The 13,196-nt window shown below is 37.3% G+C and carries 14 protein-coding genes; 12 read left to right on the plus strand and 2 right to left on the minus strand.

Going from position 1 to position 13,196, the window contains the following annotated elements:
* Positions 1 to 191: 191 nt before the first annotated feature.
* Entirely contained in the window at positions 192 to 980 is a 789-nt protein-coding gene (locus OQ267_RS21195) for a helix-turn-helix domain-containing protein (RefSeq protein WP_265837968.1), read from the minus strand.
* A gap of 650 nt (positions 981 to 1,630) precedes the next feature.
* Between OQ267_RS21195 and OQ267_RS21200 the strand changes: the two genes are divergently transcribed.
* From OQ267_RS21200 to OQ267_RS21210, 3 genes are all read left to right on the plus strand, one after another.
* Positions 1,631 to 1,813: a hypothetical protein gene (locus OQ267_RS21200; RefSeq protein WP_088300633.1), complete on the plus strand. Its 183-nt coding sequence runs from the start codon at positions 1,631 to 1,633 to the stop codon at positions 1,811 to 1,813.
* Between the two features lie 175 nt (positions 1,814 to 1,988).
* Entirely contained in the window at positions 1,989 to 2,624 is a 636-nt protein-coding gene (locus OQ267_RS21205) for an HAD family hydrolase (protein ID WP_265837970.1), read from the plus strand.
* A 1-nt stretch (position 2,625) separates the two neighbouring features.
* On the plus strand, positions 2,626 to 2,946 hold the full coding sequence (locus OQ267_RS21210) for a DUF962 domain-containing protein (RefSeq protein WP_088300635.1): 321 nt from the start codon (positions 2,626 to 2,628) through the stop codon (positions 2,944 to 2,946).
* Between the two features lie 57 nt (positions 2,947 to 3,003).
* Here OQ267_RS21210 and OQ267_RS21215 read toward each other — a convergent pair whose 3' ends face one another.
* Positions 3,004 to 4,188, minus strand: a complete 1,185-nt coding sequence (locus OQ267_RS21215; RefSeq protein WP_265837972.1) for a proline dehydrogenase family protein — start codon at positions 4,186 to 4,188, stop codon at positions 3,004 to 3,006.
* Positions 4,189 to 4,283: 95 nt separating this feature from the next.
* Here OQ267_RS21215 and OQ267_RS21220 point away from each other — a divergent pair, with 95 nt between their 5' ends.
* From OQ267_RS21220 to OQ267_RS21260, 9 genes are all read left to right on the plus strand, one after another.
* Positions 4,284 to 4,490, plus strand: a complete 207-nt coding sequence (locus OQ267_RS21220) for an RNA-binding S4 domain-containing protein (protein ID WP_088300637.1) — start codon at positions 4,284 to 4,286, stop codon at positions 4,488 to 4,490.
* Complete coding sequence (gene aroB / locus OQ267_RS21225) at positions 4,490 to 5,548, plus strand: 3-dehydroquinate synthase (RefSeq protein ID WP_265837987.1); 1,059 nt, start codon at positions 4,490 to 4,492, stop codon at positions 5,546 to 5,548. Before OQ267_RS21220 ends, aroB begins: the two co-directional genes overlap by 1 nt.
* A 2-nt stretch (positions 5,549 to 5,550) precedes the next feature.
* Positions 5,551 to 6,516 (plus strand): sterol desaturase family protein, encoded by a 966-nt coding sequence (locus OQ267_RS21230; RefSeq protein ID WP_088300638.1) that lies wholly within the window; start codon positions 5,551 to 5,553, stop codon positions 6,514 to 6,516.
* Positions 6,517 to 6,762: 246 nt separating this feature from the next.
* Entirely contained in the window at positions 6,763 to 7,596 is an 834-nt protein-coding gene (locus tag OQ267_RS21235) for a prephenate dehydratase (protein WP_088300639.1), read from the plus strand.
* 95 nt (positions 7,597 to 7,691) lie between these two features.
* Positions 7,692 to 8,831, plus strand: a complete 1,140-nt coding sequence (locus OQ267_RS21240; RefSeq protein WP_265837974.1) for a chorismate mutase — start codon at positions 7,692 to 7,694, stop codon at positions 8,829 to 8,831.
* Between the two features lie 237 nt (positions 8,832 to 9,068).
* On the plus strand, positions 9,069 to 10,337 hold the full coding sequence (gene aroA / locus OQ267_RS21245; protein ID WP_265837975.1) for a 3-phosphoshikimate 1-carboxyvinyltransferase: 1,269 nt from the start codon (positions 9,069 to 9,071) through the stop codon (positions 10,335 to 10,337).
* A gap of 169 nt (positions 10,338 to 10,506) precedes the next feature.
* On the plus strand, positions 10,507 to 11,607 hold the full coding sequence (gene aroC / locus OQ267_RS21250; protein ID WP_265817322.1) for a chorismate synthase: 1,101 nt from the start codon (positions 10,507 to 10,509) through the stop codon (positions 11,605 to 11,607).
* 99 nt (positions 11,608 to 11,706) lie between these two features.
* A complete protein-coding gene (locus tag OQ267_RS21255) occupies positions 11,707 to 12,315 on the plus strand; it encodes a DUF1684 domain-containing protein (RefSeq protein WP_265817320.1) in 609 nt (202 codons plus the stop codon).
* A gap of 109 nt (positions 12,316 to 12,424) precedes the next feature.
* Positions 12,425 to 13,177 carry a LytR/AlgR family response regulator transcription factor gene (locus OQ267_RS21260; protein WP_265817318.1) on the plus strand — a complete coding sequence of 251 codons (753 nt, stop codon included), beginning with the start codon at positions 12,425 to 12,427 and terminating at the stop codon, positions 13,175 to 13,177.
* The last annotated feature ends 19 nt before the right edge of the window (positions 13,178 to 13,196 follow it).

Below are 13,196 nucleotides of genomic sequence, written 5' to 3' on the forward strand. Positions count from 1 at the left end.
ATAAAAATATTGTATAAATTCATGCCAAGTTTTTTTTAATTTAGCCTTTCGAAATTGATGCTGCTGGTAGTAGGTAACAGTAAGCAAAGCCTTACGCGTCAGGCGCCCAGCAAATGATGTGGTGAGGTCAGGAAAACCTGTTATTGAGAAGGGACAAAATCTACGTGATCAGCGTTTCTTTAACAGCAGCATCAATTTTCATTTTCAGTATTGCTGAACTGCGATAAGGAAATACCTTTATACCTTCTGAAAGCGATACCAAAGTTTGCCGCATTTGAAAAACCCAGAATGATAGCAATCTCATCTACAGTATATTCACTATCCAGCAACAATACTTCAGCTTCTCTCATGATCCGGTCTTTGATTAAGACAAATAAGCTTTTTCCCAGCACATGATCAAGGAAAGCATTTAATTTTCTAGGACTCATCCCCATCTCTCTGGCATAAAACCGGATAGCCTTTTCTTTTTTATAAAAATTTTCCAGAATAGCTTTAAATCTTATGGTCTGCTGTAATTCATCAAGTGTCAGTGCAGCCAGATATCCGTCAAATCCGGCTGTAAACCCTAAAAAAAGCGACAAACATTGCGAAAGAAGTGCTAAATCCCTATTTACCTCAATTTCCTTTTTCAACTGATCCAGTAAATTGAATACTTTCTCAAGCCTGTTGCCGCTAAGATCTCTAAAGGACAAATTAAGGAAAAGATTTTTAGCTAAGGGATCTAAATGTTGTTTTAGAAATTCGGCATACAGCGAACTGCAGAAATTTAACCAGTAGCCGGTAGTAATTTCACCTTCCAAACGAACCAAACCTTCTTCAGGAATGAAAAATATACGGCTGTTTTTCAATTCATAATCACCGGAATTCATACAAAGTAAACCATTGCCTTCTTTGATCACTAAAATTCTCATTGGATGCGTTGCGGCTAATGCGAATTCTCTTTTAAAAGTACCTTTTATAAGTTTCAGTTTAACCATCATCTTTAAATGAGCTGTTTTTGCATTAGATTAACTTCCCGTTGTTTGGTTACATATTATTTATGTGTAAACAATAAAAAGACAAAAATTAGAATAATTGTATAGTATTAAGCTCAAAATGAATAAAAAAAAGGCATACTCATCATATCCAGCAAATTGAAAAACAGCATGTAAACATAAAAACTTATCATCAATAAACCATTAAATTGTAATTTTAATCTGGCTAATAGTCACCATAAAACGCAAACTTAATACACTTGAATCAAGATTGCTGAAAATTGATAAAACAAAAAATAATTTAATCCCGTGAACAGATTAACTGATGGCAGTACAAATTGGATTTATAATAATTCTCATGCTTTAAACGGTTTTCCCGAAGTTAAAACGATAGGCTCTCACCTTCGCAGCTTCACCTGATGAGTAAAAGCAAAACTTATATTCAAAACAGCGCAGCAAAAATATTCGATTGGCTTAAACTATTGCATATCCAAATTGATAGTTTTTCATATTTGAATTTCAGCTTATCTATGATCAATTCAGTCTAAATTGAAAGTAATCTCTTCTTATACTATTCATCTTGTCCTATCTTTATAAAACTAATTTCTATTACATAGTGTTCTTATAAATAAGTATACATCTATAAATCATCAGATATGAAAAATGTTAATAAAAAGACACCTTCACACTTGCTTGATGAAATTAAACCTGGTGATATTATCAGGGATGAAACCGGCAAGATTGGAGAGGTTGTGGAAGTAGAAGTAATTAACCGGAAAATGGAAACACAGTATTATTATAAAACCAAAAACAATGGTACTGTTTTAGTTATTAAATAACTTGATCAAAAAAGATGAATGAATTTTAAGGTGGAATGAATTGTTAACTTATAGCAGCATCCGGATTAAAGAATCATACCGCCATGAATAAATTTCATTTTATGGCTTTTTATTGATTCAGGAAATTGTAGGGCACACTATTTAATGATGATATTTGCAAAAAGTTTACACATGTATGCAACATATTAAAAACATCATTTTCGATTATGGCAATGTAATTTTCGATATCGATTTTAAAATTGCCCAGGCATCATTTCAAAAAATTGGCATTACAGATATAGAAAATTTCTTTGCACATAAAAGCCATAATTCATTGTTTGATGATTTTGAAACCGGTGCAATTTCTCCTGCAGAATTTCGTGAAGGCATTAGAAAAGCGGCAAACAAGCCCGGGCTTACTGATGCCCAAATAGATGAGGCCTGGAATAGTTTGCTGATTGGTACACACCAGGAAAATCATGACGTACTTTTAAAAGTAAAAAATAACTACCGCACATTTTTATTAAGTAACAATAATGAAATCCATTACGACTGGATCATCAATTACTTGAAAACCACTTTCAATTTAAACAATTACGATGCGTTTTTTGAAAAGGCTTATTTCTCGCAGCACATGAAATTACGCAAACCCAATACCAATATTTTTGAACAGGTTTTGAATGAAAACCATCTTAACCCTACAGAAACTTTGTTTATAGATGATAGTCCGCAACACATTGAAGGCGCAAAGAAGGTTGGGTTAAATACACTTTTAATGACTGAAAAACCAGCACAATTGGAATCCTTTTTAAAAGCTAACGGAATTATATAGCATGGAAGAAAAAAAGTTTAAATCATTAAAAGATTTCTATCCTTTTTATTTATCTCAGCACACCAATACCACTTCGCGTATCCTCCACTTTATCGGAACGGGCTTAGTTGCTTTAACATTCTTCGCCGGATTTCTGTTTCACCAGTGGCTTTTCTTTTTAGCCATCCCCCTGCTGGGTTATGGCTTTGCCTGGATTGGGCACTTTTTTTTCGAGAAAAATAAACCTGCCACTTTTCAATACCCGCTTTATAGTTTAGCGAGTGATTTTATATTTTTCTATGATCTCCTCAATGGCAAGCAAGACTTTACCGTAAAAAAGTAATACCATTGGCAATCTATGGGCAGTGATCACTGAAAGCTGTTGATTGCCAATGGAAAATTAAATTTTTCTTCGCTTCAATTCCCTTTCAATCAAACCTAGCTCACGGCCGGTTTGTCCTGCCACTGAAGTATTTTCCTGAGCCCTTCTGAATAAATAGGGCATTACTGCCTTAATCGGTCCGTAAGGAACATACTTTGCTACATTATAATTTGCATCAGCAAGATTAAAACTCAAATTATCACTCATACCCAAAAGCTGTGAAAAATAAACATGCGGATGGTTATGCATGATTTTTTTCTCATCCAAAAGATAGGTTAATAATCGACTGCTATCTTCATTATGGGTTCCGCAAACGATGGCTATTTCATCAATATGATCAATACAGTACCGTAATGAAGCATTATAATCTTCATCGGTTGCTTCTTTATTTAATTGAATTGGGGATGGATAGCCCATTTCTGCAGCACGCTTGCGCTCTTTCTCCATATACGCACCACGAACCATTTTTACACCTAAAATAAATCCGGCAGCTTTTGCAATGAGGTGATCCGCCTTCATATCAGCCAGTTTATCCTGACGATACATTTGATAGGTATTATATACAATGATGCGTTCCTGGTTAAATTTACGCATCATATCTAATGCCAGTTCATCAATTGTTTGCTGGATCCAGGTTTCCTCAGCATCAATCATAACCGGTACTCCCTTTTCAAAAGCAGTGCGGCAAATCATTTCACAACGCAATTTTACTTTATCAAATTCTGCCTGCTCATCTGCTGATAATGTTCTCTTAGCATCTAATTTCTCCAATAATGCAAAACGCCCTATCCCGGTAATCTTAAATACCGTGATGGGAATATTAGGATCACCATCTGCACGGAGAATGGTGCGGATGATTTCCTGACAAGTTTCGTCAAATACAGTTTCTTCTTCTTCACCCTCAACAGAGTAATCCAGAATGGTTCCAACACCACCTTTAGCCAGTTGCACGATAGCATGATCACATTCCGCAATGGTTTCACCACCACAAAATTGCTGAAAAATTGTAGCTTTTATGGCACCCTGAACAGGCAAGCCTATGTTTAGGAAGAAATTGGTAATCGGGGGACCAACCTTCGTCAAAAAGTTGCTGCCAATCATTTTGAAAAGCCAAAAAGCTTTTTTGAGCTCAGCATTTGTTTTTTGACGGAACGCCACTTCCGTATTGTCGAAATTAGGCTGTTTATTGGGGAATAAATCCATTCTTAGTTATGTAATAAGTCAGTTGGATGCAAAATTATAAAAAGCATCCATTGTTAAAACTAAAAACCTGTAAATAATCGTATTTTTGTGACAAAATGATACAATTCAAATTAGATGGCGAATTTATTCCATTAATCCAGTTGTTAAAGGCGACAGGATTGGTGGGCACCGGCGGAGATGCTCAGGCTGCCGTAATGGATGGATTAGTAAAATGTAATGGTGAAGTAGAGTTTCGCAAGCGTTATAAAGTCAGGGTTGGCGATATCATCACTTTTGAACAAGATAAAATCGAAGTCGTATGATGGAAACTTTAAGCAGCGCAGGCCATTCACTTTATTTCGAAAGTAATTTAGATGCCTTAAAAAACCTTTTAGAAAGCAACAAATACAGCAAGGTATTTATTCTTGCTGATGAACATACCAGTGAAATTTGTTTACCGGTTTTTCAATCGATGATGGATGATTTTTCAGACTTTGACCTGATTGAAACCTCCGCAGGAGAGGAAAACAAAAACATCGATTTTTGTATTGGCATCTGGAAAACCCTGCTAGATTTTGAGGCCGACCGTAAGAGCCTGCTGATTAACCTGGGTGGTGGTGTCATCACCGATATGGGAGGTTTTATCGCCTCGACCTATAAACGTGGTATTGATTTTATCAACGTTCCTACTACCCTGCTATCGCAGGTGGATGCATCAGTTGGTGGCAAAACCGGCATTGATATCGATAACGTGAAGAACATGGTGGGCACTTTTACCCTGCCGCAGATGGTTTTCATTGAAACGAAATTTCTGAAAACACTGCCGAAGCGTGAACTATTATCGGGTTTTGCCGAAATGATCAAACATGGTTTGATTTATGATAAAGCTTACTATGAAAAGTTAAAAAAAACTGATTATTTAAATCCTTCGGCTGAAGACATTTATCGTTCGGTGGAAATTAAAAATGAAGTGGTAACCATTGATCCGCATGAAAGAAATCTGCGTAAGATTTTAAATTTCGGTCATACCATTGGCCATGCGGTGGAAAGTTATTCGCTGGCAAATGATGAAAATCCACTAACACATGGTGAAGCCATTGCTATTGGATTTGTTTGCGAGGCCGCTTTATCCATCAAAAACAGTGGATTATCCAAAGAAGAACTGAAAGATATCAGCGAGTACATTTTATCTTTATATCCAAAATATCTTATTAAAAAGGAAAGCTTTGAAACACTTCTGGAATTAATGCAAAGTGATAAAAAGAATGAAGATGGAAACATTTTATTTTCACTTTTAGAAACAACAGGCAAATGCGCGTTTAACTGCCGTGTAAGCAATGCCGATATTTTAAGCAGTTTGGATTATTATAACAGTTTATAAAAATGACATTTACCGGAAGTGATATTTCTGTAGGCGGATTATTTGGCTTTGTAATCATTTTGACATTGGTTGAAATGTATTTTAGCTATGCGCACGACAAAAAATTATATACGAAACGCGACACCTGGAACAATATATACCTGATGACAGCAGCTGTAATCATTAATTTGGGTATGAAAACTGCAACATTCTTTTTGCTTGAATATTGCTACCAGTTCCGTTTGTTTCAGATATCAAATTTCTGGATTTACTGGCTGATTCTGATTTTAGCCCAGGATTTTCTGTATTGGTTCCTGCATACAGTGGGTCATTATGTCCGTTTTTTCTGGGCCATGCATGTTACGCACCACTCATCAGAGCATTTTAATTTAACCACAGGTTTTCGTTCAACCGTTTTTGAGCCTTTATACCGCGTATTTTTCTATTTGCCTTTGGCATTTATGGGTTTCACGGCGATGGATATCCTTTTCGCTTACCTCGTAACGCAGATTTACGGAAATCTTGTTCATACGCAATATCAAATCAATTTCCCTAAATGGTATGAATATATTTTTGTAACGCCTTCACACCACCGCGTTCATCATGCCAGCAATGTACGTTACCTGGATAAGAACATGGGGATGGTTTTAATTCTCTGGGACAGGTGGTTTGGTACCTTCCAGGCAGAATTACCTGAAGATAAAATTAAATACGGCTTAACTTCTCAGCCAGAAGACATGGGACCGGTTAATATTATTTTCCATGAATTTATTGCTTTATCCGCCGATGTTAAGAAGGCCCCAACCTTTATGGATAAGTTGAAATATATCTTTAATCCACCAGGATGGAGCCATGATGGCAGTACCAAGATCGCTAAAATCATGCAGCAGGAATTACATGAGGCTGAAGCGAAGGAAAATCAAAATCAGAAAAATGATAACATTAAAGACTTCAATGAAAAGCAACGAACGTTAAGTTCAACGGGATAGGCAGATGTTTTTTAAACAAAATTAAATTTTATTCAAATTATTTTCAATTTACTATTGACAAATTAAATTTTGTTATTACATTTGGCTCATTCAAAAAGAAAAATGAAATTATTCAACACATATTACTTTGGTTACTTTTACTATTTTAGTGAGAGCCGGGGCTAATATGCAAAATGATAGATAACAATATTAAAATGTATAAAAAAGTCCCGGCAAAAAGCCGGGACTTTTTTGTTTTATGCAAAAATGGAAACGACAAAAAAAGTAGCAATTCAAGGTATTAAAGCATCTTTTCATGAAGAAGCCGCCTACAAATTCTTTGGTAAAAACATCGGAACTGTAGAATGCAACTCATTTAAAGAAACCTGTGATAAGCTGGAGAAAAACGAAGCAGATTTCGTGGTTATGGCTATCGAAAATTCCATTGCCGGGAGCTTATTACCAAACTACACCTTGATTCGTGATTACGGCTTTTCTGTAGTTGGTGAGGTTTATTTGCCCATTCAATTGCACTTAATGGCTTTACCAGGTGTAAAATTTGAGGACATTAAAGTCGTAACCTCTCACCCTATTGCCATCCGCCAGTGCATCGATTTCTTTTACGATTATCCGCATATTAAAATTGTAGAAAGCAATGATACTGCTGCCTGTGCCAAACGGATTCAGGAAGAAAAACTGACGGATACCATGGCCATCGCTAATAGTTTAGCTGCTGAACTTTACGGCTTAAACATATTAGAGCGCCGTGTAGAATCAAACAAGAAAAATTACACCCGTTTCCTGATCCTTAAAAAGGACAAAACAGACGAAGGTAAAAAAATCAATAAAGCATCCATCTGTTTTCAGGTGGGTCACAAAGCAGGTTCTCTGGCAACCGTTTTAAATATTTTTGCAGAGCAAGAGGTAAGCTTAACAAAAATACAATCTATGCCGGTATTGGGTAAACGAAATGAATATTACTTTTACGTTGACCTGGAATGGCCAAGCACAGAAAAATATGATAAGGCAATCAGAAAAGCCCTAAAATATACATCGAACTTTAATATTCTCGGCGAATATCAAAAGAACGATAAAGTCTGACAGCGTTACGATTTTAGATTTACGAATTACGACTCAATAATAAATCAATACAACAATTAAACAATCGAATTATAAAATATTACAAGCCCCAAATCATGAAACTTAATTTAAACATCCAACCCTTAAACACCTGGTTAAACGTCAACAACGAGCCACTTATTATTTCTGGACCATGCAGTGCAGAAACAGAAGAGCAATTATTAACTACGGCACACTTATTGGCTGCAACCGGCAAAGTATCGGTATTGAGAGCTGGTATCTGGAAACCACGCACCCGTCCGGGAGAATTCGAAGGTATCGGAAGCATTGGTTTAGAATGGTTAAAACGCGCTAAAGCAGAAACGGGCTTACCAACAGCTGTAGAAGTAGCAAATGCAAAACACGTGGAAGAAGCCTTGGCTGCTGGTGTAGATATCCTCTGGATCGGTGCACGTTCCACTGTAAATCCTTTCACAGTTCAGGAAATTGCGGATGCTTTAAAAGGTCATGATGTACCTGTATTAATTAAGAATCCGGTTAACCCTGATTTACAGCTTTGGATTGGTGCTATCGAGCGGATTAATGGCGCAGGTATTACCAAAATCGGAGCCATTCACCGTGGTTTCTCTTCTTTCGAGAAAAGCTCTTTCCGTAACGAACCAATGTGGGAAATGGCAATTCAATTGAAAACTTTATGTCCTGAATTGCCTATCATCAATGATCCAAGTCACATTTGTGGTAACCGTGAATTAATCCCATACATTGCTCAGAAAGCGTTGGATTTAGATATGCAGGGGTTAATGATCGAATCTCACGTTGATCCATCAGTAGCCTGGACAGATGCCAAACAACAGGTTACGCCGGCTGCATTAGCAGAATTGGTTGATCGTTTAACTGTACGTGAACCAGAAGCACCAAACGAAGCCTTTGCAGATAAATTAGCGGATCTACGTAAATCAATTGATAAAATTGATGATATTTTATTGCAAAAATTAGCAGAACGGATGTCCATCGTGGAGAAAATCGGTGAGTTTAAACGCGATAACCAGGTAACCATTTTACAGGTGAACCGTTGGGATGCCATCATTAAAAAAGGCCATGCTTTTGCAAAAGCTTTAAAATTAGACTTAAATTTCACTGAAAAATTCTTAGAATTGATGCACGGTGAATCGATCCGCAAGCAAACTGAAATTATGAATGCTGGTAAAGCAGATAAAGGTATTGCTGCTGAACAACATAACGAGATAAAAGCTTAATGATGGCAAAGGCTGGGAGGTTAAAGTTGGAGGGTGTCAAGTCCAAAGCTTAAAGACCAAAGTCTAAAGTACCATATCATTGTGAGGCAGATCACAATGATAATTTAAATAAAATAATGGCGTTGTATCTTGCGAATTGTCATTTTGAGTTTGTCGAAGAACTTTTTAGCAGGTGTTTCGACAGGCTCAACATGACAATGATCCAAAAACAACCTGTTGAGAATAAAACAGAATAAAATGTCGAAAAACGCCTTAGTTTCTTTTAAAGGAACCAAGAATATTAATACGGAAATCCAGTTAACAGGTTCGAAAAGCGAATGCAACAGAGCGCTGATTATTAGCGCTTTAAGCAACAAACTGGTTAAGGTTGATAATTTATCCAATGCGGCAGATACCGTTACGCTTGATGGAATCTTAACCGCATTGAGGGAAGACTCAGAACTCAAAACTGAAGACTCAAGACTGGTAGACGTTGGCCCAGCAGGAACAGCAATGCGTTTTCTATCTGCTTATCTATCGGCAAAAAACGGAAATTTTTTGTTAACCGGAACCGAACGTATGAAAAAACGTCCGATTGGTATTTTAGCAGAGGCACTTAAAACCATTGGTGCTGATATTTCTTATGCTGAATCTGATGGTTTTCCGCCTTTAAATATCAATGGCCCATTAAACCAGAAAACGGCAGAAGTGAAAATCAAAGGTGATATCAGCAGTCAGTATATTTCTGCACTATTGATGATTGCCCCTATCCTTCCGCAAGGCTTAACGTTAGAAATTGAAGGTGAACTGACATCAAGACCTTATGTAGACATGACTTTGGATATGCTTGCAGAAGTGGGGATTCAACATTCATGGACTGGAAATTCAATTACCATTGAACCGCAAGCTTTTAAGGCAGGAACCCTTATTGTGGAGCCAGACTGGAGTGCTGCTTCTTATTGGTACAGCATTGCCGCTTTGGCTGATGAGGCTGAAATTTCTTTACCGGCCCTGAAAGATAAAAGTTTGCAGGGCGATAGCCAGATTCAAAAAATCATGAAGATTTTTGGTATTGCCACGGAAAAAACTGAAAAAGGAATTTCCATCAGCAACCTGGGCTTATCCCTGGAAACCAATCAGGCACTGGACTTGAAAACCTGCCCTGATTTGGCTCAAACCGTCATTGTTATTGCAGCTGTCCTAGGAAAAAACATGTCTTTTACAGGCTTGGAAACCTTAAAAATTAAAGAAACGGATCGCATTGCTGCCTTACAAAATGAACTGGCCAAGATTGGGGTAACGTTAACGGAAGATAATTTAGTTTATACACTGAATACGGATGAACTTCATTTCCCTGAAAAAATTACAGTAGCTACTTACGAAGATCACCGGATGGCTATGGCTTTTGCTCCCCTTGCTTTATTAATCAGCGAAGTGGAGATTGAAGACATGCAGGTGGTAGAAAAATCATATCCTCATTTCTGGGAAGATTTGAAAAAGGCAGGCTTTGACGTAAAGGAAATATAAGAAAAGATATTTGAGAAATGAGAACCTCGCAATACCTTAAAGTCTAACTTTACGCATATAAAAGTGTTAATGAACAATTAAAATTTAATCAGATTTGAATGAAATTTGGACAGAAAATCTCATATCTCCTGTTTAACTTCTCAAATCTAAATCATCAATCTAAAATAATATGGCAGGCAACTCATTCGGACAACTTTTTCGCATCACCACTTTTGGCGAATCTCATGGCGTAGCGATTGGGGTAATTATTGATGGCTGTCCGGCGCAATTGGGTATTGACATGGATTTTATTCAGTCGGAACTGGATAAGAGAAAGCCCGGTCAATCGAAAATTACCACACAAAGAAAGGAAAGCGATACGGTTCAGGTTCTATCAGGCGTTTTTGAGGGGAAAAGTACCGGAACACCAATAGCATTGTTAATTCCGAATGAGGATCAGCGATCAAAAGATTACGGGCACAATGTGGATGTTTATCGTCCCAGCCATGCCGATTATGTGTATGATGCCAAATATGGTATTCGCGACCACCGTGGTGGCGGGCGTTCCTCAGCACGGGAAACAGCTGCACGCGTAGCAGCTGGTGCGATTGCCAAATTATTTTTAAAACAGCAAGGCATTGAAATTTTTGCACATGTTACCGCAGTAGGAAGCATTGAGGCACCAAATTTAGAAAGTAACGACTTATCCGCTTTACTGGAAGTCAGGGAAGAGAATATTGTACGTTGTGCCGACCCGGCAACTGCACATGAAATGATTGAATTTATTGACGCCATCCGGAAAGATGGTGATACCGTAGGCGGTAAAATCGGCTGTGTAATTAAGGGTTGCCCGGCTGGTTTGGGTGAGCCGGTTTTTGATAAATTACATGCTGATTTGGGCAAAGCAATGTTAAGCATCAATGCAGTTCATGGTTTTGAATACGGTTCAGGCTTTGCCGGAAGTGAATTAAGAGGTTCACAACATAACGACCGCCCCATCCCAAACCCTTCCCCTGATGGAAAGGGCTTCATCACAACTACCAATTTTGCCGGAGGGATTCTGGGCGGCATTTCAAACGGGATGGACATTACCTTCAAAGTTGCTTTTAAACCTGTAGCTACGATTATGCATAGTCAGCAAACCATTAATGCTGCCGGTGAAGCATCAGAAATTAAAGGAAAAGGCCGACACGACCCTTGTGTGGTACCTAGAGCGGTGGTGATTGTCGAGGCCATGGCCGCTTTGGTTTTAGCTGATCAGTTTTTAAGGAATAAAATGAGTATTATCTAATATTATGTTGTTCTTGCGATGCAAGAAGCAATCTATTTAGCAAGAGAGGTCGCTTTGTGCATCGCAATGACGGCAATTTTAATTTATAATTAACAAAGTATGAAAATCCTCCCCATCCTACTGCTCTTCATCAGCTTAAACACACTTGCTCAATCCTACTCCGGGCAGATTGCCAAACATCGCGATAGCTACAAACAGGATTTTATCAAAGAATCAAATTCACCTTTGAAAGAAAGTGATTTGCAACATCTTCATTTTTATGAGGCAGACAGTATGTATAAAGTCATGGCCAAAGTAGATATCTTAAAAAATGAAAAGATTTTCAAAATGCCTACTTATGATGGTACCAGTAAAGAATTTTATCGTTTTGCTAAAGTCAGCTTTAATTTAAACGGAACGCCAATAACGTTAACGCTCTATAAAAATATAGCACTGGCTGCTAATCCGGCTTATAAGTATTTACTTTTTCTGCCTTTTACAGATCAAACCAATCAAAAGGAGACTTATGGCGGTGGCAGGTATATTGATTTAAGCGAAAAAGAAATTAAAAATCATCGAATCGAGATTGATTTTAATAAAGCTTATAATCCATATTGCGCTTATAGCGATGGTTATCGTTGTCCTGTACCACCGGAAGAAAATGATCTTCCGGTAGAAATAAAAGCTGGTGAGAAACAATATACCGGTGATAAAAAGCATAAAAATTAATCAGTGCACAGAAAACGTATGATTACAATGACTTTGATCCATTAATTTGATTTATATTTAACAGATATACACTAAAGTATTATTCTGATATTTAAATAAATCTATCCAAATGCGGTATAAATGCCTTGTAGTTGATGATCATGAGATTGAAAGAGATGCCCTGGAAATGCACCTCCGAAAAATTTCACAACTGGAAATTTTAGCAGTTTGTAAAGATGGCATGGAAGCCGCTGGTATCTTATCACAAACCAGCATAGACATTGTTTTTTCGGATATTGATATGCCTGAGCTTTCAGGAATTGGTTTATTAAAAAGCATCAAAAAACAACCTCTATTCATATTTATTACTGCCCATGGCCAGTATGCGGCTGAAAGCTATGAGGTGGATGCTATCGATTTTGTGGTAAAACCTGCTACATTTGAAAGGGTATTAAAGGCAGCGAACAAAGCCATAGAATACCTCGAATTAAAAAAACAAGTAAGTCATGTAAACGAAAATGTTTACAACGCCCCGGCTAATCAAGATGATCATTTCTTTTTTAAAGAGACCAAAGGCATCACCAAGCTAAAATATGATGAGGTGATTTATATGGAAAGTATGGGCGATTTTTCCAAAATATTTACTAAAAATGAGATGCATGTCATACTGGTGAGTTTGAAAAATCTCGAGAAACAACTTCCTGAACATTATTTTGCAAGGGTTCATAAGCAGTTTATGATCAATAAAAATCACATCATTACTTTAACCAATCATGAAGTACATCTGACTCATGATTTCGTGGTTCCGATTAGTGCAGCCAACCGCCAGCATTTACTTGAAAATGCGATAGACCAAAAAATCCTGTCCAGATTTATAAAATAAAAACGAAATACAATCCGAA

Origin of the sequence: Pedobacter sp. MR22-3 (assembly GCF_026240075.1) — a bacterium.
Classification (GTDB): domain Bacteria; phylum Bacteroidota; class Bacteroidia; order Sphingobacteriales; family Sphingobacteriaceae; genus Pedobacter.